This window comes from Acidovorax sp. FHTAMBA (assembly GCF_038958875.1).
GTDB lineage: Bacteria > Pseudomonadota > Gammaproteobacteria > Burkholderiales > Burkholderiaceae_C > Acidovorax.
The window spans coordinates 86,693-106,704 of the sequence record NZ_CP152407.1 but is presented as its reverse complement, the minus strand read 5'-3'; the positions used below and the strand labels follow the sequence as shown (position 1 = coordinate 106,704).

20 protein-coding genes are annotated in these 20,012 nt (G+C 66.3%); 4 read left to right on the top strand and 16 right to left on the bottom strand.

Translation table 11 applies throughout. The annotated features are described in order from the left end of the window. The first annotated feature begins 111 nt into the window (after nt 1-111). A complete protein-coding gene (locus tag AAFF19_RS00455; protein WP_342721805.1) occupies nt 112-1,620 on the top strand; it encodes a M48 family metalloprotease in 1,509 nt (502 codons plus the stop codon). Here the strand turns inward: AAFF19_RS00455 and AAFF19_RS00450 are convergent. The 3 genes from AAFF19_RS00450 to AAFF19_RS00440 form a co-directional block, all read right to left on the bottom strand. Then, a complete protein-coding gene (locus tag AAFF19_RS00450; RefSeq protein WP_342721045.1) occupies nt 1,588-1,941 on the bottom strand; it encodes a phage holin family protein in 354 nt (117 codons plus the stop codon). The genes AAFF19_RS00455 and AAFF19_RS00450 overlap by 33 nt on opposite strands. A gap of 66 nt (nt 1,942-2,007) precedes the next feature. Continuing rightward, nucleotides 2,008-2,460, bottom strand: a complete 453-nt coding sequence (locus AAFF19_RS00445; protein ID WP_342721044.1) for a hypothetical protein — start codon at nt 2,458-2,460, stop codon at nt 2,008-2,010. A 118-nt stretch (nt 2,461-2,578) separates the two neighbouring features. Then, nucleotides 2,579-3,307, bottom strand: coding sequence for a TerC family protein (locus tag AAFF19_RS00440; protein WP_008903831.1), 729 nt, complete (start codon nt 3,305-3,307; stop codon nt 2,579-2,581). 448 nt (nt 3,308-3,755) lie between these two features. Here AAFF19_RS00440 and AAFF19_RS00435 point away from each other — a divergent pair, with 448 nt between their 5' ends. Together AAFF19_RS00435 and AAFF19_RS00430 are read left to right on the top strand one after the other, a co-directional pair. Then, entirely contained in the window at nt 3,756-4,217 is a 462-nt protein-coding gene (locus AAFF19_RS00435) for a DUF3717 domain-containing protein (protein ID WP_342721043.1), read from the top strand. 45 nt (nt 4,218-4,262) lie between these two features. Then, nucleotides 4,263-4,568, top strand: a complete 306-nt coding sequence (locus tag AAFF19_RS00430) for a DUF2007 domain-containing protein (RefSeq protein ID WP_342721042.1) — start codon at nt 4,263-4,265, stop codon at nt 4,566-4,568. 78 nt (nt 4,569-4,646) lie between these two features. On the opposite strand, the gene AAFF19_RS00425 is transcribed toward AAFF19_RS00430, so the two are convergent. Further along, nucleotides 4,647-5,207, bottom strand: a complete 561-nt coding sequence (locus AAFF19_RS00425; RefSeq protein WP_342721041.1) for a YaeQ family protein — start codon at nt 5,205-5,207, stop codon at nt 4,647-4,649. A 79-nt stretch (nt 5,208-5,286) separates the two neighbouring features. Then, nucleotides 5,287-6,666 carry an adenylosuccinate lyase gene (purB, locus tag AAFF19_RS00420; RefSeq protein WP_342721040.1) on the bottom strand — a complete coding sequence of 460 codons (1,380 nt, stop codon included), beginning with the start codon at nt 6,664-6,666 and terminating at the stop codon, nt 5,287-5,289. Between the two features lie 129 nt (nt 6,667-6,795). Between purB and AAFF19_RS00415 the strand changes: the two genes are divergently transcribed. Beyond that, on the top strand, nt 6,796-7,410 hold the full coding sequence (locus AAFF19_RS00415) for a glutathione S-transferase N-terminal domain-containing protein (protein ID WP_008903836.1): 615 nt from the start codon (nt 6,796-6,798) through the stop codon (nt 7,408-7,410). Nucleotides 7,411-7,462: 52 nt separating this feature from the next. Here the strand turns inward: AAFF19_RS00415 and AAFF19_RS00410 are convergent, their stop codons facing one another. The 11 genes from AAFF19_RS00410 to AAFF19_RS00360 all read right to left on the bottom strand — a co-directional run bounded on the left by AAFF19_RS00410 (nt 7,463) and on the right by AAFF19_RS00360 (nt 20,002). Continuing rightward, nucleotides 7,463-7,918, bottom strand: coding sequence for a nuclear transport factor 2 family protein (locus tag AAFF19_RS00410; protein WP_008903837.1), 456 nt, complete (start codon nt 7,916-7,918; stop codon nt 7,463-7,465). Nucleotides 7,919-7,924: 6 nt separating this feature from the next. Beyond that, on the bottom strand, nt 7,925-8,707 hold the full coding sequence (locus AAFF19_RS00405; protein ID WP_008903838.1) for an SDR family NAD(P)-dependent oxidoreductase: 783 nt from the start codon (nt 8,705-8,707) through the stop codon (nt 7,925-7,927). Then, nucleotides 8,704-9,246, bottom strand: a complete 543-nt coding sequence (locus tag AAFF19_RS00400; RefSeq protein WP_342721039.1) for a DUF3833 domain-containing protein — start codon at nt 9,244-9,246, stop codon at nt 8,704-8,706. Before AAFF19_RS00400 ends, AAFF19_RS00405 begins: the two co-directional genes overlap by 4 nt. A gap of 26 nt (nt 9,247-9,272) precedes the next feature. Beyond that, nucleotides 9,273-10,565: an MFS transporter gene (locus AAFF19_RS00395; protein WP_342721038.1), complete on the bottom strand. Its 1,293-nt coding sequence runs from the start codon at nt 10,563-10,565 to the stop codon at nt 9,273-9,275. Next, on the bottom strand, nt 10,562-11,077 hold the full coding sequence (locus tag AAFF19_RS00390) for a chalcone isomerase family protein (protein ID WP_342721037.1): 516 nt from the start codon (nt 11,075-11,077) through the stop codon (nt 10,562-10,564). Before AAFF19_RS00390 ends, AAFF19_RS00395 begins: the two co-directional genes overlap by 4 nt. 74 nt (nt 11,078-11,151) lie before the next feature. Then, complete coding sequence (locus AAFF19_RS00385; RefSeq protein ID WP_342721804.1) at nt 11,152-12,375, bottom strand: cyclopropane-fatty-acyl-phospholipid synthase family protein; 1,224 nt, start codon at nt 12,373-12,375, stop codon at nt 11,152-11,154. Between the two features lie 26 nt (nt 12,376-12,401). Next, a complete protein-coding gene (locus AAFF19_RS00380) occupies nt 12,402-13,193 on the bottom strand; it encodes a DUF1365 domain-containing protein (protein ID WP_342721036.1) in 792 nt (263 codons plus the stop codon). Then, nucleotides 13,190-14,500: an FAD-dependent oxidoreductase gene (locus AAFF19_RS00375; RefSeq protein ID WP_342721035.1), complete on the bottom strand. Its 1,311-nt coding sequence runs from the start codon at nt 14,498-14,500 to the stop codon at nt 13,190-13,192. Before AAFF19_RS00375 ends, AAFF19_RS00380 begins: the two co-directional genes overlap by 4 nt. A 244-nt stretch (nt 14,501-14,744) precedes the next feature. Beyond that, nucleotides 14,745-15,332, bottom strand: a complete 588-nt coding sequence (locus AAFF19_RS00370) for a glutathione peroxidase (RefSeq protein WP_342721034.1) — start codon at nt 15,330-15,332, stop codon at nt 14,745-14,747. Between the two features lie 251 nt (nt 15,333-15,583). Beyond that, complete coding sequence (locus AAFF19_RS00365; protein ID WP_008903846.1) at nt 15,584-16,789, bottom strand: hypothetical protein; 1,206 nt, start codon at nt 16,787-16,789, stop codon at nt 15,584-15,586. Between the two features lie 93 nt (nt 16,790-16,882). Further along, nucleotides 16,883-20,002: an efflux RND transporter permease subunit gene (locus AAFF19_RS00360; protein ID WP_342721033.1), complete on the bottom strand. Its 3,120-nt coding sequence runs from the start codon at nt 20,000-20,002 to the stop codon at nt 16,883-16,885. Nucleotides 20,003-20,012: the final 10 nt, after the last annotated feature.

Below are 20,012 nucleotides of genomic sequence, written 5' to 3'. Positions count from 1 at the left end.
TAGCCGTACCGGGCAACGCATGTGCATGGCCCTGAGGGTGGACAAAGGACCTTCGTGCAAAAATTTCAACAAAAATGGCTTGTAGCGCTTGTTCAGAAAGCGCTAGTAGCTATAATTTTTATAGCAAACAGCATTTTGTACGCACCAGTGGCGAGTGCCCAGACGGCCTTGCCCACCCTCGGCGACCCCAGCGACCTCACCACCAGCGCCGAGCGCCGCCTGGGTGACCGCATCATCCGCGAACTCTACAGAGACCCCGACTACATCGACGACCCCGTCATTGCCGACTATGTGCAAGGCATCTGGCGCCCTTTGATGGCTGCCGCCAAGGCGCGTGGTGAGCTCTCGCCCGAGCTGGACGAGCGCTTTGCCTGGGAGATCCTGCTGGGGCGCGACCGCACGGTGAACGCGTTTGCGCTGCCGGGCGGCTATCTGGGCGTGCATCTGGGGCTGATCGGTGTCGTTGCCACCCGCGACGAGCTGGCTTCGGTGCTGGCCCACGAGCTCAGCCATGTCACCCAGCGCCATATCTCGCGCCTGATCACCCAGCAGAACAAGCAGACGCCGCTGCTGCTGGGCGCGATGATTCTGGGGGCCCTGGCCGTCAGCAAGAACCCCGGTGCCACGCAGGCCATCATGGTGGGCGGGCAGGCGCTGGCGATTCAGAACCAGCTCAATTTTTCGCGCGACATGGAGCGTGAGGCCGACCGCATCGGCTACGGGCTGATGGAGCCTGCCGGGTTTGCGCCCCAGGGTTTTGTGAGCATGTTCGACAAGCTGCAGCAAGCCAACCGGCTCAACGACAACGGCTCCTGGCCCTACCTGCGCAGCCACCCGCTCACCACCGAGCGCATGGCCGACATGCAGTCGCGCACGCCGCCCGGTGCGCCACACCCGCACGGGGGGGGCGCTGCATCGGCGCCCACGCTGGAACATGCCCTGGTGGCGGCGCGGGCCCGGGTGCTGGCCAACCCGGGGGTGGATACGCTGCGCCAGTGGATTGCAGAGCCCCAGGGCAGCGGATTTGGTGCGCAGGCCCTGCCCAGGCAGGCCGCTGCCCTCTACGCCGCGGCGCTGGGCAGCAGCCAGCTGCGCGATGCGGCAGCGGCCCGTACCGCGTCAGGGCGGCTGCAAGCCCTGGTGCGTGATGACGCGGCTGCCCATCGTCTGGCCAGGCTGCTGGCCGCCGAGATCGAGCTGGCGGCAGGGGATGCGGTGGCAGCGGTGGATGCCGTCAGTGCGCTGGGGGCCGGGGCGCCCCGCGCCCAGCGGCGGCCCGAGCTGGTGCTGCGCACCCAGGCCCTGCTGCGCGCCGGGCGCCCGGCCGAGGTGACCAGTGCCCTGCAAACCTGGGTGGCCAACCACCCGCGCGATGCCACGGTGTGGCAGTTGCTGGCCTCGGCCTGGCTGGCGCAGGGCCAGGGTTTGCGGGCGGTGCGGGCCGAGGCCGAGGCGCATGCGGCCCGTTATGACTATGCGGCGGCGGTAGACCGGTTCAAGGCGGGGCAGGACCTGGCACGGCGCGGCGGGCCGCAGGTGGACCACATCGAGGCGTCCATCATCGACACGCGGCTGCGCGCGATGGAGTCACTTCTTCGTGAACAGGCCGCCGAGCGCTGACTCGATGAGCATGCCAAGCAGCGAATAAATCAGCGAACCCAGCAGTGCAGCGCCAAAGCCGTTGACGTGGAACCCGTCCAGCACGCTGGCGGCGGCCCAGAACATCAGGGCGTTGATGATGAAGAGGAACAGGCCGAGCGTGACAATCGTGACCGGCAGCGTGAGCACCACCAGCACAGGGCGCAGCACCACGTTGAACAGGCCGATGACAAAGGCCGCGATCAGCGCAGACGTGAAGCTCTGAACCGAGACACCGCTGTACACATACGCTACGCACAGCAGCGCTGCCGCGCTGAGCAGCCATTTGAGTAGGAGTTTCATGGGCGGAGAATAGCACCGCCCCCACGCGCGCCGGAAGCGCAAATTCAGGCAATTGCCGCCTGCAGTTTATTCAAGCCCCAGCACCCACAGCGCCCCGACGCCCGACAGCAGGCTGCCCAATGTGCCTGGCAGAGGCGTCCAGCGGCGAGTTGAAGACGCGGGAACGTCCGGGCTTTCCGCCCGGGGCCGGCGGGCATCCACCACCTGCGCAGGGCTCGCTCCTGCGGCGTGCAATTCATCGGTGATTTCAGCCAATGGCCCCTTGGCCAGCACCGTGGTGACCTTGACGGAGGGTGAGGGGAACAGCGGGAGGATCTGGGCAAACAGCTTGTCTGCCCATTTGTCGCGCCAGTTTTCCCGGGCGCGGTGGCTGACCCATTTGCTGATCCGGTGCGTCATGCGCGGCGCGCAGGCCACCAGCACCCACAGGGTGTCGCCCGCCGTGTCCCGCACCAGCAAGGGTGCCAGCACCTGCTGCGCACTGGCCGCATCGTCCACATACACGATGACTCTGTTCATACCACCTCCTGCAAAGCCTTGAACGACAAAAGGGGGCGCTACCGCCAGGCAGGCCCCCTTCACACAGGCATCCGCCGCGCCGCCAACCCTTCGGTGTGCGTGCGCGGCCCGATAAACGTCAGCCCTGGGCGGGTGCCGACGCCGCGCGGCGCGCCAGGATGACCTTGCCTGCGGCCAGAACCAGCAGCGCGCCTGCCACGCTGGCACCGTACTTGATGACGTCGGTCTGCGCGATCTTGAGCATCCACTGCCACTTTTCAGGGTTGGCAAACACGGGGTCGCTGACGAGCATGCCGCCCGCAATCCAGCCCAGCAGCATGCCGCCGGCCGTGATGATCATGGGGAAGCGCTCCATCAGCTTGATGACGAGCTGGCTGCCCCACACGATGATCGGAATGGAGATCAGGAGACCCAGCACCACCAGCAGGAACTGGTGCTCGCCCGCGTTTTGCGCGGCACCGGCAATCGCGATCACGTTGTCCACGCTCATCACGAGGTCGGCCACGATGATGGTCTTGATGGCGGCAAACAGCTTGTCGCTGCCTTGCACGTCGCCGTGGCCGTCCTCGTCCGGGGCCAGCAGCTTCACGCCAATCCACACCAGCAAAAGCGCCCCGACAAACTTGAGGAAGGGCAGCGCCAGCAGCGTCATGGCGAAGGCAATGAGGATCACGCGCAGGACGATGGCGCCGGCCGTGCCCCAGATGATGCCCTTGGTGCGCTGGGCGGGAGGCAGCTTGCGGCAGGCCAGGGCGATGACCACCGCGTTGTCGCCACCCAGCAGGATGTCGATGATGATGATCTGGCCAAGCGCTAGCCAGAATGCAGGCGAAGACAAAAAGTCCATAAATTCCTCAGTATCAATGGGCACAAGGGCGGATGGGCTGCCACTGTAGCGCCGAGTCCAACCCGGGGATAGGGGTCTGCAATGGGCAGATCAAGGGCGTGCCGCAGGGGCTGAGAATGCGAGGGAACGGCCTTGAACAGCCCACAACGGGCCATCAAAGGTCTTGCTCGGCCCAGTGCCTGCCTTGCGGTGTGCACTGGGCCCGGACCGCCGGAAGCGTTGCTTCGTACTGACGACGGTACCGATGGCATGCATCGCGGCGCCACTGGTGGGCGCGGCCGGAAGGCATGTCGGGAGCTACTCCCCTTCGAAGCGTCGATTGGAACATCGCCCGCGCTGCCGCGCAAGTGCGCGGCGATTGTGGATAGTGCGTACACACGCCGCACGCATTGCCGTCTGCGCACCGCAGGTGGGGCTATGATCCAGCCCCTTTGCGTTACCGCACCCCATGGCCGCCATCCACATCACCGACATCGAAGCTGCCATCAACTATTGGCGCAGCCGCACGCCGTCGCCCGATGGCATCGTGCTGGCGCCCGAGCTGCGCGCGCTGGGCGAGGCCTATGCGCTCATGGTGTTCCGCCATGCCGATGCGGTGGACGAAGACGCCTTGCCGCCCGAGGCGCTGGCGGCCTGGCTGGGATGGTACGACGCCACCCCTGACACCCCCTGCATTGCCATCTGCTCCACCAGCCAGGGGGACGACCTGTGCAAGGGCTGTGGCCGCACGTTTGATGAAGTGCAGTTCTGGCCGGCGATGACACCCGCCGAAAAACGCGGGGTGTGGCGCCGCATCACGCTCGAACACACGGCCTGGCGGTTTAACCGCTATGCGGAGCGCGCCGCCGAGGGCCCTTCGGACAAGCCGGTTGTGCCACACACCCCCGTGCAAGGCGCCGGTCCCCGCTGAGCCCCGGCCCTGTACGCGCAGCGCCCAACCCTGTATGGTGGGCCCATGCTGCGCCTCATCCAAGCCCCGAACATTGCCATTGCCACGCTGTGGGCTGACCTGTTGTGCGAGGCCGGGATGGCGGCCTCGGTGCAGCGGCAGTACCTGGGTGCCGCCGCCGGGCATTTGCCGCCCGACCAATGTCTGCCCGAGATCTGGCTGGACCACGAAGAACACGCCTCCCGCGCCCGCGCGCTGCTGCAGGAGCTGCAAGACCTGCCCCAGCGCCGCTGGATGTGCCGGTGTGGCGAGATGGTGGAGGGCGGGTTTGAGCAGTGCTGGCAGTGCGGCACGCTCATGCCCAGGGACTGAGTCGGAAACTACCGAATTGATAGCTGCAAACGCTTGCCAGTAAAGCGCCAACAGCCATTTTGATGTGTATTTCCCGAGTTACTTCCAGCGAACGGGCTCCACATGCACGCTGCCCTGCGTGCTGCTCAGGGTGATGGCCCCCTCCTGCACCGTGGCCTGCAGTTGCATGCTGCGCTCGGCCAGCTGGGCCAGCGCCTGCGAGGCTTCGGTGGGAATGCGCCAGACCTGCAGTTTTTCCAGGCGCGAAAGCTTGGTTTCAATGCCCTTCCACCAGATCTCGGCCGCGTGGTTGAAGCAGTAGACGATGACCGAATCGGCCTTGCTGCAGGCCTTGGTCAGCGGTTTGTCCTCGGGCTGGCCCACCTCGATCCACACGCGCTTGCGCCCGGTGAAATCGGTCAGCGAGGCGTCCGGGTCGTCCGGGTCGGACAGGCCCGCGCCAAAAGCCAGTTGGCCATCGCCATTGCACAGGTCATTGAGCTGGTGCGCCTGGATGGCCAGCGCGGCCAGCCGCACCATCATGCGCTCGTCGGTCTCGCTCGGGTGGCGCGCCAGGGTGAGCGCGTGGTCGGCGTAGTAGCCGTGGTCAATGTCGGCGATCTGGAGGTTCGCCTTGAAGATGGTGGATTTGATGGCCATGCAGCCTCACTACTAAATAGATAGCTGCCAGCGCTTGACCAACAAGCGCTGGAGGCCAAAAAGGCTATAAATCTGCCGGTTAAACGCGTCGCGCCAGTTCGGCCGCCTTGCCGACATAGCTGCCGGGCGTCATTGCCAGCAGCCGGTCTTTCTCTGCCTGCGGGATCTCCAGCGAGGCGATCAGCCCATGCAGCGCCTCGGCCGTCACGGTCTTGCCGCGCGTGACGTCCTTGAGCTTTTCGTAAGCGCCCTGCACACCAAAGCGGCGCATCACCGTCTGGATGGGCTCGGCCAGCACTTCCCACGATGCGTCGAGGTCTTCGGCCAGCGCTTCTTCGTTGATTTCGAGCTTGTTCAGGCCCGTGAGCAGCGAGGCATAGGCCAGCGCGGCATAGCCCAGGGCCACGCCCATGTTGCGCAGCACGGTGCTGTCGGTCAGGTCGCGCTGCCAGCGGCTGATGGGCAGCTTTTCCGACAGGTGCTTCAAAACCGCGTTGGCCAGGCCCAGGTTGCCTTCGGCATTTTCAAAGTCGATGGGGTTGACCTTGTGCGGCATGGTGCTGGAACCAATCTCGCCCGCCTTCAGGCGCTGCTTGAAGTAGCCCAGGCTCACATAGCCCCAGATGTCGCGCGAGAGGTCGATGAGGATGGTGTTGGCGCGGGCCACGGCGTCAAACAGCTCGGCCATGTAGTCGTGCGGCTCGATCTGGATCGAGTACGGCTGGAAGGTCAGGCCCAGGCCCAAGGGTTCGGGCGTTTCGATGACCTTCTTGCTGAAGGCTTCCCAGTCAAACTCAGGCCAGGCGGACAGGTGGGCGTTGTAGTTGCCCACGGCGCCGTTCATCTTGCCCATGATCTTGACGGCGGCGATCTTCTCGCAGGCCGTTTGCAGGCGCATCACCACGTTGGCCATTTCCTTGCCCACGGTGGTGGGGCTGGCGGTCTGGCCGTGGGTGCGGCTGAGCATGGGCACGTCGGCAAAGGCGTGCGACATTTCGCGCAGCTTGAGCACGATGCGGTCGAGGCCAGGCAGGATCACCTGGTCGCGGCCCGAGCGCAGCTGCAGCGCGTGGCTGGTGTTGTTGATGTCTTCGCTGGTGCAGGCAAAGTGCACAAATTCGGCGGCCTTTTCCAGCTCGGGGCGGGCTTCGAACTTGCTCTTGATCCAGTATTCGACCGCCTTCACGTCGTGGTTGGTGGTCTTTTCGATCTCCTTGATGGCCGCGGCATCGGCCTCGGAGAAGTTCTTGACCAGGCCCAGCAAGTAAGCGCGTGCTCCGGTGGTCAGCGGCTTGAACTCGGCAAATCCGGCGTCTGACAGGGCGATGAACCACGCCACTTCCACCTGCACGCGGCGGTGCATGTAGCCGTGCTCGCTCATGATGGGGCGCAGGGCGGCAAGTTTGCTGGCGTAACGGCCGTCAAGCGGCGACAGGGCGGTGATGGTGGACAGGCTCATGGCGCGCCATTGTAGGCGGGGCGGGTGCGCGCGGTTTGTGGGGGCGGCGCATCAGTCAGCCTTGCGCAGGGCGGCTGTCGATAGAATCAAACCCGAATTGTTCAGCCCCTGCGCACTGGAAGACACACCATGAAATTGATCGGAGCCACCACCAGCCCCTACGTGCGCAAGGTACGTATCGTGATGGCTGAGAAAAAGCTCGACTACCAGTTCGTCCAGGAGAACGTCTGGGCGGAGGACACCCACATCGCAGCCTCCAACCCTCTGGGCAAGGTGCCGTGTCTGGTAATGGAAGGCGGCGAGGCCGTGTTTGACTCGCGCGTGATCGTGGAATACCTCGACACCCTGTCGCCCGTGGGCAAGCTGATCCCGTCGCAAGGCCGCGAACGCGCCGAGGTCAAGACCTGGGAGGCGCTGGCCGACGGTGTGATGGACGCCGGCATCCTGGCGCGCCTGGAAGCCACCTGGGCCCACCGCAAGGACAGCGAACGCAGCCAGGCCTGGATCGACCGCCAACTCGTCAAGGTGAACGACGGCCTCAAGTCCATGAGCCAGGGCCTGGGCGACAAGCCGTTTTGCAGCGGCATCCACCTGAGCCTGTCGGACATCGCCGTGGGTTGCGCCCTGGGCTGGCTGGAGTTCCGCTTTCCCGAGATCGCCTGGCGCAACGAATACCCCAACCTGGGCAAGCTCATGGACAAGCTCATGCTGCGCCCGAGCTTCGCCGACACGAAGCCGTCCTGATCGCACGCCACGGCGGTTGCGCCTGCACGTGGCGCAACGGCTTTTTGGGGTGCTAGGAATTGGCCCGCCGGCGCAGCCAGCGCATCAGCGCGCCCACCACGGGCAGCTTTTCATACAGCTCTTCGGCGGCGTCCCAGTAGTCGCGGTGCAGGGTGACCAGCCCGTGTCCATCCAGCACCAGGTGCGAGGCGCCGCGCACTGTCTGCGTGACGCCCTTGTCAAAACGCTGGAAGGCGAACAGGAAATCCCAGGTCAGGAAACACTGGTTGCCCTGCACCACGCGGCCGGTGACCACAAATCGGGGTTCATCCAGCGCCCTGAACATGTGGGCAAAGATGGCCTGGATCGCGGGCACGCCCTGCACCTCGTTGAACGGATCCTTGAAGCGTGCATCGGGGGCATACACCTGCCCCAGGGTTGCCACGTCTGCGGGCGAGAGGTTTTCAAAGAACGCAATGAAGCGCGTGACGGCGTCTTCGGTGAAGGGCGATGTGTAGGGCGTTTGCATGGAAGCTCAAAGTCCCGTGAACTTGCGAACCGCCGGAAAATACCACCGGTAGGGCAGCAGGCGCAGCAGCTTCATCACGCGCGTGAAGCGTTTGGGGAAGTGGATATCGAAATGCCCACGCTCCCAGCCCTGCACGATGGCCGCTGCGGCGGCTTCCGGGGAGATCAGCGCGGGCATGGTGAAGTCGTTGCCCGCTGTGAGCGGTGTGGCCACAAAGCCGGGGTTGATCACGCTCACGCCCATGCCCAGATCGTGCAGATCCAGGTACAGCGCTTCGGCGAGGTTGATGAGGGCGGCCTTGGTGGGGCCGTAGGCCAGACTCTTGGGCAGACCCCGGAACCCCGCCACGCTGCTGATCAGGCTCACATGCCCCGGCCGCCCGGCCTGCGCGGCCGCCAGCATGGCGGGCAACACGGCAGCCAGCACCAGCAACACGCCGTTGTAGTTGACCTGCTCGTGGCGCAGCATCACGGCCAGGTCGAAATCGGTGGCGCGCATGTCGCGGTAGTAGCCCGCGCAGTAGCACACCAGGTCGGGCGCGCCACCGGCCAGCACCTGCGCGGCGGCGGCCTGCACCTGTGCCGGCTCGGCGGTGTCAAACGCCAGCGCCGTGCTGCCCGGGTGCTGCACGATAAAGGTGTTCAGCGCATCAGCGCTGCGGGCTGAGACTATGACCTGCGCGCCGCGCGCATGCAGCGCCGCCGCTGTGGCCCGGCCAATGCCGCTGCTGGCTCCGATCAGCCAGGCCCGGCGGCCGCGCCAGTCGCGCAGGGGCGGGTTCAGGCTCATGGCGCGCGCTTGGTGAAGGACAGCGTGATCTCGCCCAGACGCACGCCAAATTTGCTCATGGTGGCGCGGTTGAGCATCACGCGGTCGTCGATGAGGTACATCCAGTCATCCAGATCCACGTTGTAGACCTTGCCATCCACCGGCAGCGCCAGCGTGTAGGTCCAGCGGAAGGCATTGCCGCGCGTCTGGCCGCTGGCGGTGCCCACCACGTCGTCGGCCGTGCCGGTGTAGCGGCCGTCGGCGTGTTTGGTCAGGCGCCAGATGCGGCGTTGCGTGGTGCCGTCGGAGTAGGTGAAGGCTTCGTCGAGCACGCCCTCGTTGCCGTTCCATGTGCAGTCCATGACCACGGTGAAGCGTTTGACGATCTGGCCGCTGCGGTCCTGGAAGATGCCGTAGGCGTCGATGGTGCCGTTGAAATACTGGGCCAGGTCGAGCACCGGCTTTTCGCTGGCGTAACCATCCAGGCTCTGGCTGGCGCAGCCGGACAGCACCACGGGCGCCGCCACGGCGGCCGAAAGGAGAATACGTCTGTGCATCATGGTGGTGGGCCTTGGTCGGTTCGAATTCAGACAATCGCCGCGCCACGCGGGCGCCGCAGGATGAGGAGATAGAGCGCTGCCGCCGCAGTGAGCTTGAGCACGCAGGGCAGCACGGCATAGGCCAGGCCCAGGGTCTGCAGGCCGTCGTCGCTGCGCGTGCCGGGCGTGTAGCCCCACCAGCCCAGCAGCGGCAGCGCCAGGCCCGCGGCCAGGGCCAGGTTGAGCTTGGTGGCAAAGTTCCACCAGCCAAAGTACGCGCCCTCGTGCTGGCCGCCGTCGCCTTCGGCGGCAATCACGCCGGCCAGCAGGGCGCTGGGCAGGGCCAGGTCGGTGCCCAGCGCGACACCCGAGAGCGCGCAGACGATGATGAACGGCACGACATCGCCCGCGCCCAGAAACGCGGCCCACACAAACACGGCAATCGCCAGCAGCATGCCTGTGAACCAGGTGCTCGCCAGGCCCCAGCGCCCCACGGCGCGAAGCCACAGCGGGATGGACAGCGCTGCGCACACAAAGTAGGCCGCGAGGAACATCGGCTCCTGCGCGGGCGGGGCTTGCAGACGGTCCTGGATGAAGAACAGCACCAGCGTGGCCGGGATGGCGCTGGCAATGCCGTTGAGCATGAACACCGCCAGCAGGCGGCGGAAGGCGGGCCGCCCCCAGGGCCGCCACAGGCTGGCGCGCTGCGCGGGTCGGTACACACCAGCCACAGCACCCGCATGGGCGGTGGGGCGCGGGGAGCGCGTCCACGCCCACCAGCCCAGCAGCAGGGTGATGGCAAACACACTGAGCATCATCGGCAGGCCCAGCAGCGCAGGCAGCACCGAAGCCAGCACCACGCCCACCAGCGCAGCGCCTTCGCGCCAGGCCACGATGCGGCCGCGCTGCAACTCGTCGCCGCCCAGGCGCGCGCCCCAGGACTGGTGCGCAATGCTGAGCTGACTGTAGGCGGTGTAGGTGATGAGCAGTGCCACCAGCGCCCAGGCAATCAGCGCATCGGCCCCGCGCACCAGGGGAAAGAACAGGCTGGTCAGCCCCAGCGCCAGCACCACCGCCGACACCGCGCCCACCGCCAGCACGGCGCGCACCGAGCGGCCAAACAGATGGTCGGCCAGGCGGCCCAGCAGCGGGTCGGTGAACGCATCGAACAGCCGCGCCGCCAGCAGCACCGCGCCCAGCGTGGCCAGCGGCATGCCAAATTCGCGCGCGTAGTGGTTGGGCAGCAGCACGTACAGCGGCAGCGCCACAAACGCCAGCGGCAGGCCCAGCAGCCCGTAGGCCAGGCCTGCGCTGGCGCGGAGGGGCTGCGTGGAGGTCATGGCTGGCCTGCAGTGCGGGTGGCGGCCAGCAGCTCCTGGCGCAGCCCGGGCTCGGAGGTCTGGGGCGAAAGCCAGATGCCGAAGAACAGGCGCGAGAACTCGGCGTCCGGCACCTCGCCCACCACGCGCCCGGCCATCTTGAAGGTGGCGCCCACGCCGGGCTGGTGAATGCCCAGCAGCCGGTCACCCGACTTCACGTCCGGCAGCGCTGCCTGCAACGCCTGCTGCCAGCGCGTGGCCTGCTCGGCCGTGAAGCTGCCCACACGGCGCATCTCCTCCAGCGACCGCCTGGCGATGGCCTCGGCGGAAAAGTCGCGGTGGTACGTGAGCTCCAGCGCCAGGGGTTGTGCGCCGTAGTTGCCGGCATCAAAGCCGGGCTGCACCCACAGGCGGGCGCGGTAGATCTCAAAACCCAGAAACCGCAGCACGCCCTGGCCGGCCAGGCGCACATCCGGCAGGGGCATGGCGGGCGGCGCCTCTGCCGCCTGGGCCGCAGGCACGGCTTGGGCCAAGGCAGAATTTGAATAAAAAAAGGCTCCAGCGCTTATCAGTAAAGCGCAAGCAGCTATATTTTTCATAGTGGTCATCAGTCCTTGACCAGCGTGTACTGCACCAGGTCGATGTTGCTCATGGCAAACGCCGCCTCGCAGTACGCGAGGTAGAACTCCCAGATATGCATGAAGCGCTGGTCAAACCCGAGCTGCAGGATCTGCGTGCGCTGCGCCAGAAAGCGCTCGCGCCAGCGCTTGAGGGTTTCGGCGTAGTCCTGGCCAAACGCGAACTCGTCCACCACGCGCAGGCCTGCGGCCTCGGCCTCGCGGCGGAATTCGCGCGGGCAGGGCAGGCAACCACCGGGGAAGATGTACTGCTGGATGAAATCGGTGGAGCTGATGTAGCGCTCGAACAGGCTGTCGTCGATGACGATGCTCTGGATGCAGGCCTTGCCGCCGGACTTGAGCAGCCGGTTCACGGACTGGAAATAGGTCGGCCAGTATTCGCGGCCCACGGCTTCGACCATCTCGATGGAACAGATGGCGTCGTACGGACCGTCCTGGATGTCGCGGTAGTCCTGCAGGCGCAGGTCGGCCTTGGCTTGCACCCCGTGCGCCGCCATGCGCTTCTGCGCAAACGCCAGTTGCTCGGTGGAGAGCGTGACGCCGGTGAGGGATGCACCGAACTCGGTGGTCGCCATCTCGGCCAGGGCGCCCCAGCCGCAGCCGATCTCCAGCACGCGGTCGCCCGCCTGTACGCCGGCCATGCGCAGCGCACGGCGCACCTTGGCGTGCTGGGCGGCACGCATGTCGCCGCCCGCGTCGCCCTCGAACCAGGCGGACGAGTAGTTCATCGTGTCGTCCAGCCACAGTTCGTAGAACGCGTTGCCCAGGTCGTAGTGGGCGTGGATGTTCTTCTGGCTGTTGGCGCGCGTGTTGCGGTTGAGCAGGTGCTTGATGCGGTACAGCAGCCGGCCCGCCCAGGTGCCGTAGATCACGCCTTCGACCTGCTGGCGGTTGGCGATGAAGAGCTTGAGCAGGTCGGTCAGGTGCGGCGTGGTCCAGTCGCCCGCAATGTAGCTCTCGGCAAAGCCGATGTCGCCGGACTTGAGCGCGGCGCTGCACACGTTCCAGTTCTTGAGCGTGATCGCGGCCGAGGGGCCGTTGCCATGCCCGAAGTGCTGCAAGGTGCCGTCGGGCAGCTGCACCGTGAGGTGGCCATGCTGCAGGCGCTGCAGCAGCTTGAGCGCTGTGCGGGCTGCAGCCGGGGTGCCTGCGGGCAGGGCCACGGCGGTGCGGGGGGCGGTGGTGGAGTTCATGGCGGCGTTCTCGTTCGTCATGGAAATCAACGGGTCACGATGGATGCAGGCGCCTCGGGCTTGCGGTGGAAACGCACGCGCTTGAGCCACAGCTGCAGCGCGTGCCAGTGGATGCGGGCAATGATGGCCAGGGTCATGGCGGGGTAGCCCCAGAGCGCCTGGCGCAAGGTCTGGGGGGTGATGGCCTGCAGGGTGCCGCTCACGCTGGTCTGGATGAGCGGGCCGGTGTCGTCGTCGTGGTCGATGCGCACCACGGTGCGGCCTGCGTCCTGTGCGCCGGCCCCGGTGCGCATGAAGCGAAACCGGTAACCGCCGTTCACCTCGCAGAACGGCGACACATGGAACACCTTGCGCGCCTGCTGTTCCACGCCGTACTGCGGCGCATCCAGCAGGTAGCAGTGGCGCTCGCCAAAGGTGTTGTTCACTTCGACCACGATGGCGCGCAGGTGGCCGTCGGCGCGGTGGCAGTACCAGAAGCTCACGGGCTTGAAGGTGTAACCCAGCACGCGCGGGTAGCAGTGCAGCCACACCTCGCCCGTGGCGTCGGTGATGCCTTCGGTGCGCAGCAGCTCGTCGAGCCAGGCCAGCGCACCGCCCTGCGCGGCACTGCGGCCGTCGCCGTGGTCCACGTCATGGAAGCTGATGGCGCCGCTGCGGTTGATGGCCAGGTCGCTGTGCAGGCCGGGCAGGCTGCGCATGGGCAGCATGAGGAAAAACGTGGGGTAGGCAAACGCATGCCGCCGGGGACGCAGCCGCGTGTGGCGCACCTGGCCGAAGCCGATCAGGGGCGCTGCGGGTGGGGCCGGGGCGTGGCTCACGCAGCCTCCGCCAGGGGCGCTGGCAGGGCTGCCAGCAGTTGCTCGGCCACGGCCAGGCCCGATTTGAGGCCGTCTTCATGGAAGCCGTAGCCCGTCCAGGCGCCGCAGAACCAGGTGTGCTGCTGGCCCTGCAGCTTGCCCACCTGCTGCTGGGCGCGGATGGCGGCCATGTCGAACACCGGGTGGGCGTATTCGTAACTGCCGATCACGTGCTCGGGCGCAATGTCGCGCACCGGGTTGAGCGACACCACCACGGGCTGCGCAAACGGCACGGGCTGCAGCTGGTTGATAAGGTAGTGCAGGCAGACGCGGGCCGACTCGCGGCTGCGCTGCTGCGCGCGCTCGTAGTTCCACGCGGCCCAGGCGGCGCGGCGCTGGGGCAGCACGGACGTATCGGTGTGCAGCACAGCGCGGTTGGCCTGGTAGCGGATCGAGCCGAGCACCGCACGTTCCTGCGTCGTTGGCTGGGCCAGCAGCGCGAGCGACTGGTCCGAATGTGTGGCCAGCACCACCTTGTCGAAGTGTTCGGTGTGGCCCGCGGTTACCACGCGCACACCGGCGGCATCGCGCTCGATGCGGCGCACGGGGGTGGCGAGGCGCTTGTCGGCAATGCCCGCCACGATCTTGTCCACATAGTGGCGTGCGCCACCGGCCACCGTCCACCATTGCGGGCGGTTGCTCACCTGGATCAGGCCATGGTTGTGGCAGAACCGGATCATGGTGGCCACGGGGAACTTCAGCATCTGGTCGGTGGGGCAGCTCCAGATGCAGCCCAGCATGGGCAGGAAGTACCAGTCGCGGAACGCGTCGCCAAAGCGGTGGTCTTTGAGAAAGTCGCCCAGCGGCTGCATCAGCGCGGCATCGGCCTGCTTTTCGGCAATGCGCGTGCACAGCTTGTTGAAGCGCAGCAGGTCGCGCAGCATGCCCAGAAAGCGCGGGTTGACCAGGTTGGAGCGCTGGGCAAACACGGTGCTGAGGTTGGTGCCGCTCCACTCCAGGGTGCGATGGCCCGACAGGGCGCCCGGCACCTGCACCGAGAACGACATGTCGGATTTGGCGGTCTCCACGCCCAGCTCGGCCAGCAGGCGGATCAGGTGGGGATAGGTGCGCTCGTTGAACACCAGAAAGCCGGTGTCCACGCCGTGGGTGACGGGGGTGCCCGACGCATCTGGGAGCGTCACATCCACCGTGTGGGTGTGGCCGCCGAAGTAGTCGCCTGCTTCAAACAGGCTGATGTCCGCCTGGCCGCGCAGCTGGTGCGCGACGGAGAGCCCGGAAATGCCGGAGCCGATGATGGCGATTTTCATGACCAGCTCCCTCTGGCCGGTGCACGGAATAAAAAGGTTGCGAAGCGTCCCGAAACGAATAAGAGAGGGAGGGAGGAGAAGCGCTCCAGGAGGTCAGTCGGAACCCGGGGGCCCGAAAGGCTTCGCAACGTTAAAACTGTACGCTGCGCAATCGTCTTGCGCAATGGATAGAGTGAGGCCGCGCTGGCGAAGTTCCAGAGGCCCCCTGTATTTTTTTTCAAGAAATGTAAAGAAATCATGGCGCTCACCGGGGTGTGGGCAGGGCCAGCTGCTGTTCGATGGCACGCACCAGCCCCTTGTTGTCCGGCCCGGTCATGCTGGAGTACTGGTCCACCAGCTTGCCGTCGCGGGCGAGCAGGTATTTGTGAAAGTTCCAGCGCGGCGCTGTGCCCGACAGCTGCGCCAGCTGCTGGTACAGCGGCGAGGCCTCTGGCCCCTTCACGCTGCTTTTGGCAAACATGGGGAATTTCACCCCGAAGGTGTTTTCGCAGAAGTCGGCGATTTCCTGGTTGCTGCCTTTTTCCTGGGAAAAGTCGTTGGACGGGAAGCCCAGCACCACCAGGCCCTTGTCCTTGTAGCGGGCGTACAGCTCTTCCAGCCCCTTGTACTGGCCGGTAAAGCCACAGAAGCTGGCCGTGTTGACCACCAGAACCACTTTGCCGCTGTACTGGCACAGCGACTGGGGCTTTTCGTCCTGCAGGCGCGGGAAGGTGTGCCGCAGGGTTGCAGGGCAGCTTTCAAGCTCGGCCGCCCGGGCCGCGGGCGCATGACCAACCCCCGCCAAAAGCGCGACGCTGGCAGCCGTGACAAAGGAGTAGAGGGAGGTTTTCATGGGTATATGTCCTCAGGAGAGTGCTCAATTTAACCGTTTCATCACTTTTTGTCCACATGAGTTTTTATTTGTACTATTCGGTTTACGTTGTGCAGGCCCATGCGGATTCATTCCCCCGCTGAAATGAGGGTCTTTGGCGTGTGGAGGCTCAGGTTGAGCGAAATACGCCGCGTGGCGCGGGGTTACCAGGAAAGGGGTGCCAGCGATGGCAGGTTTGCGTCTCCCCTGCCATCGGGGGAGCGCGCCGCAGGTCAGCCCAGCTGCAGCAGGCGTTCCAGCGGGAGCTTGACCCGCACATCCTTGAAAGCCACCACACCGGTGACCTTCCAGGGGGGCATGCCGGTATCGCGCGGGATGGGCTCGCCGGTGGGCATGCCCTCGCGGTTGGTGACCACGGCTACGCGCGGGGTGGTGGCCGTCGTGCCGCGGCGGATGACCACGCCGACCTCCTGGCTGGCCAGGCGGACGAACGCACCTGGCGGGTAAACGCCCAGGGTCTTCACGAGTGCCGCGCCCGCCTCGTCCACCTGGTGTTCCTCGTCGTAGTAGCTGGCCTGCATGGCCGCCGTCACCGGCATGGGCCAGCGCGCGGCACGGGGCGCCATGCGGGCGCCAAAAATGTCTGCGCGCTGCAGCAGGCGGGCCATCTGCTGGGCGGGGGTCTTTTTTGCCAGAGGGCCGGGCCCGCGGTGGTGGTGGCAGCGCACGGCCTCCAGCCAGTCGGCGTCTGCAACGCCCAGGCTGCGCAACAGCGCCTCCGAGCGCTCCGCGTGGCTTTGCACGGCCGCAATCTGGTCGGCCGTCAGGGGGTGGGTCTGCTGGGCCAGCATGTCCTGCAGCTCGGTCATGGCGATGTTCATGCTCAGGGCCGCATGCCCCAGCTGCTGCACGCGGGCCTCTGGCCAGCGCAGCATTTCGCGCGCGACCACCGTGCACACGCAGCACACCAGCATCGAGTGCGTGGCGCTGTACATGCGGGTTTCCTGGGCCGACAGGTAGATCAGGGCGAGCAGGGTGGCGTCGGGCGTTTGCTCACCGTGGCGGGCCAGCTCGTCGTACAGGGCCCGGAAGCGGTCGCCAAAGTCGGCGGGTGATGGTGCGCGCAGCAGCCGGGTAGTGCGAAGCTGCAGGTCGGTCCAGTCGGGCAGGGCCTTGTCACCGCGTCCCCGGCCCGTGGCGTCGTCCCCGGCCGTCATCTTCATCGCGGCAATCTCGCCAAGATTGGTGTCCGAGATCAGCATGCGCTGGAGCTGCGCAAGGTAGGCACGGTGGCTGTCGCCCGACTCGTCGGTGTCCACGCACAGCTGGCGTCCCCGCTCCACCATCTTGGCCAGTTCATCGCGGTTGCGGATGACATAACCCTTTTGTGCCAGCAACACCCCATCCGCACCCCGCAGCACAAAGGGCAGCGGGTGTCCAAGCTGGATGGTTTCGATGTTGAGGCTGACGAGGTTCATGGCGCTCGTTACATTATCTGACGGTTACGGCGCTGCCAAAGTGTGCGAAACCCCGGTGATTGCCTGTTATTTCGGGCAACCATGGGAGCCCGCTCATTGCGCGGGCGGTGGCTTCGGCACTGCGGGCACTGCGGGCGTTGCCGGGCCCGGGTGGGCGCCGGTCACGCGGCGCAGCAGCCGGCCGAGTCGCTGGCCCACGTCGTCCACCCCGGTGAAGACCGCCGGAATGACCAGCAGGCTCAGCAGCGTGGACGTGATCAGCCCGCCAATCACCGCCACCGCCATCGGCGAGCGAAAGCTCGCATCCGCCGCGCCAAACCCGATGGCGATCGGCAGCATGCCCGCACCCATTGCCAGCGTGGTCATGATGATGGGCCGCGCCCGCTTGTGGCAGGCGTCGATCAGCGCCTCAAAACGGGTCAGGCCATGTTCGCGCCGTGCGAGGATGGCGTATTCCACCAGCAGGATGGAGTTCTTGGTGGCAATGCCCATCAGCATGATGAGCCCGATGAGCGAGGGCATCGAGAAGCTCTTTTGCGCAATCAAGAGCCCCACAAAGGCACCGCCCAGCGACAGCGGCAATGCAGCCAGGATGGTGACCGGGTGCAGGAAGTCCTTGAACAGCAGCACCAGCACGATGTAGATGCACAGCACGCCGGTGAGCATGGCCAGGCCAAAGCTGGCAAACAGCTCGCCCATCATCTCGGCGTCGCCAATGGTGATCTGGCGCACGCCGGGCGGCAGGTTCTGGATGGAGGGCAGCGCCTCCACCGCCTTGGTCACATCGCCCAGCGGCTGGCCCGAGAGTTCGATCTCGAAGTTCACGTTGCGCGCGCGGTCATACCGGTCCACCACCGCCGGGCCGCCGCTGAACTCCAGCGTGGCGACCTGCCCCAGCATCACCGGGCCCTTGCTGCCGGGCACCGACAGGCGCTCCAGCAGCGACAGGTCCTGCCGGGCGTCGTCCTGCAGTTTGACCACGATGGGCACCTGGCGCGAGGCCAGGTTGAGCTTGGGAAGCGACACGTCGTAGTCACCCACGGTGGCGATGCGCAGCGTTTCGGCAATGGCGCTGCTGGTCACCCCCAGGTCGGCGGCGCGGGCAAAGTCGGGGCGCACCGCGATCTCGGAGCGCACCAGGCTGGCCGTGGACGAGATGCTGCCCAGGCCCGGGATGGTGCGCAGGTCCTTCTCTACCGCCAGCGCGGCCGTGGTCAGGGCCTGCGGGTCGTCGCCCGAGAGCACCAGCACATATTTCTCGCCCGATCCGCCCAGGCCCACCTTGCTGCGCACGCCGGGCAGCGTCTCCAGCGCGGCGCGAATCTGGTTCTCGATGCCCTGCTTGCGTGGCCGGTCGCCACGTTCGGCGAGCAGGATGGTGAGCGTGGCCTTGCGTGTCTCGGCGTTGCCCATGCCTGCAAATGGGTCGCCACCCGCCGTGCCGCCGCCGATGGTGGTGTACACACTTTGCACATGGTCCACCCGGGCGATGCGCTGGCGTGCGTCCTCGGCCACCGCGCGCGTCTGCGCCAGCATGGCGCCGGGCGGCAGCTCCAGGTAGACCTGGGTTTGCGAGTTGTCGTCTGGCGGGATGAAGCCCGTGGGCAGCAGCGGAATCAGCGCCAGCGAGCCGATGAAAAACGCCGCCGTGGCCACGAACGTGATCCAGCGGTGTTTGATGCACCACGCGGCCCAGCGCAGGTACACCGTCATCCAGCGCGGATCCTTGTGTTCGTCTACGATGGGTTTGAGGATGTAGGCCGCCATCATGGGCGTGAGCACCCGCGCCACCACCAGGCTGGCAAACACGGCCAGCGACGCCGTCCAGCCAAACTGCTTGAAGAACTTGCCCGCAATGCCGCTCATGAACGCGGTGGGCAAAAACACCGCAATCAGCGTGAAGGTGGTGGCCACCACGGCCAGGCCAATTTCGTCGGCCGCTTCCATCGCGGCCTGGTACGGCGACTTGCCCATGCGCAGGTGGCGCACGATGTTCTCCACCTCCACGATGGCGTCGTCCACCAGGATACCCACCACCAGCGACATCGCCAGCAGCGTGATCACGTTGATGGAAAAACCCAGCAGGTGCATTCCGATGAACGCCGGGATGATCGACAGCGGCAGCGCCACGGCCGACACAAAGGTGGCGCGCCAGTCGCGCAGGAACAGCCACACCACCAGCACGGCCAGCAGCGCGCCTTCATACAAGAGGTGCATGGAGCCGTCGTATTCCTCCTGCACCGGCTGCACGAAGTTGAAGGCCTCGGTCACCTCCAGGTCAGGGTGCTGCTCGCGCAGTTCTTTCAGCGCCGCCTGCACGGCCGCGCCCACTTCCACCTCGCTGGCGCCCTTGCTGCGGGCCACTTCAAAGCCCACCACCGGCTTGCCGTTGAGCAGGGCCATGGCGCGGGGCTCGGCCACGGTGTCGGTCACCGTGGCCACCTGGTCCAGCCGCACATGGCGGCCATCGGACAGCGCCAGCGTGAGGCCGGCCAGCTCCTGCGCGGACTGCACCGTGGCCAGCGTGCGCACGGGCTGTTCGCTGCCGCCCAGGTCGGTGCGGCCACCCGCGCTTTCGGTCTGCACCAGCCGCAGCTGGCGCGATATATCGGCTGCCGTGGCGTTCAACGCCTGCAGCTTGACGGGGTCCAGCGCCACATGCACCTGCCGGTCCACGCCGCCCACGCGGGTGACCGCGCCCACGCCGCGCACGGACAGCAGCTTCTTGGCCACCGCATCGTCCACAAACCACGACAACGCCTCGTCGTCCATGCGGTTGGACGCGATGGTGAACGCCAGCACGGGCTGGGCGGCCAGGTCCATCTTGGTCACGATGGGGTCGCGCACGTCGCCCGGCAGGTCGCCGCGCACACGGGCCACGGCCGAGCGCACGTCGTCCAGTGCCTCCTGCGTGGGCTTTTCCAGCCGGAACTCGGCGGTGATGGTGGCGCCCCCGTCCTGCACCTTGGTGTAGATGTGCTTCAGGTCCTGCAGCGTGGCAATGCTGTTCTCGATCTTGCGCGCCACATCGTTTTCGAGCTGTGCGGGCGAGGCGCCGGGCAGCGCCACGGTCACCGATATCGTGGGCAGGTCAATGTCCGGAAAGTTCTGCACCTTCATGGCGTTGAACGACAGCAGGCCGCCGAAGGTCAGCAGCACAAACAGCATCAGCGCCGGTATGGGGTTCTTGATCGACCAGGTGGATACATTCATGGTGAATGCT

What these genes read in the sequence shown, in the direction of transcription:
- AAFF19_RS00450 (WP_342721045.1), bottom strand. Translation starts at nt 1,941, where the DNA reads ATGAAACTCCTACTCAAATGGCTGCTCAGCGCGGCAGCGCTGCTGTGC.
- AAFF19_RS00445 (WP_342721044.1), bottom strand. Translation starts at nt 2,460, where the DNA reads ATGAACAGAGTCATCGTGTATGTGGACGATGCGGCCAGTGCGCAGCAG.
- AAFF19_RS00440 (WP_008903831.1), bottom strand. Translation starts at nt 3,307, where the DNA reads ATGGACTTTTTGTCTTCGCCTGCATTCTGGCTAGCGCTTGGCCAGATC.
- AAFF19_RS00435 (WP_342721043.1), top strand. Translation starts at nt 3,756, where the DNA reads ATGGCCGCCATCCACATCACCGACATCGAAGCTGCCATCAACTATTGG.
- AAFF19_RS00430 (WP_342721042.1), top strand. Translation starts at nt 4,263, where the DNA reads ATGCTGCGCCTCATCCAAGCCCCGAACATTGCCATTGCCACGCTGTGG.
- AAFF19_RS00425 (WP_342721041.1), bottom strand. Translation starts at nt 5,207, where the DNA reads ATGGCCATCAAATCCACCATCTTCAAGGCGAACCTCCAGATCGCCGAC.
- purB (WP_342721040.1), bottom strand. Translation starts at nt 6,666, where the DNA reads ATGAGCCTGTCCACCATCACCGCCCTGTCGCCGCTTGACGGCCGTTAC.
- AAFF19_RS00415 (WP_008903836.1), top strand. Translation starts at nt 6,796, where the DNA reads ATGAAATTGATCGGAGCCACCACCAGCCCCTACGTGCGCAAGGTACGT.
- AAFF19_RS00410 (WP_008903837.1), bottom strand. Translation starts at nt 7,918, where the DNA reads ATGCAAACGCCCTACACATCGCCCTTCACCGAAGACGCCGTCACGCGC.
- AAFF19_RS00405 (WP_008903838.1), bottom strand. Translation starts at nt 8,707, where the DNA reads ATGAGCCTGAACCCGCCCCTGCGCGACTGGCGCGGCCGCCGGGCCTGG.
- AAFF19_RS00400 (WP_342721039.1), bottom strand. Translation starts at nt 9,246, where the DNA reads ATGATGCACAGACGTATTCTCCTTTCGGCCGCCGTGGCGGCGCCCGTG.
- AAFF19_RS00395 (WP_342721038.1), bottom strand. Translation starts at nt 10,565, where the DNA reads ATGACCTCCACGCAGCCCCTCCGCGCCAGCGCAGGCCTGGCCTACGGG.
- AAFF19_RS00385 (WP_342721804.1), bottom strand. Translation starts at nt 12,375, where the DNA reads ATGAACTCCACCACCGCCCCCCGCACCGCCGTGGCCCTGCCCGCAGGC.
- AAFF19_RS00375 (WP_342721035.1), bottom strand. Translation starts at nt 14,500, where the DNA reads ATGAAAATCGCCATCATCGGCTCCGGCATTTCCGGGCTCTCCGTCGCG.
- AAFF19_RS00370 (WP_342721034.1), bottom strand. Translation starts at nt 15,332, where the DNA reads ATGAAAACCTCCCTCTACTCCTTTGTCACGGCTGCCAGCGTCGCGCTT.
- AAFF19_RS00365 (WP_008903846.1), bottom strand. Translation starts at nt 16,789, where the DNA reads ATGAACCTCGTCAGCCTCAACATCGAAACCATCCAGCTTGGACACCCG.
- AAFF19_RS00360 (WP_342721033.1), bottom strand. Translation starts at nt 20,002, where the DNA reads ATGAATGTATCCACCTGGTCGATCAAGAACCCCATACCGGCGCTGATG.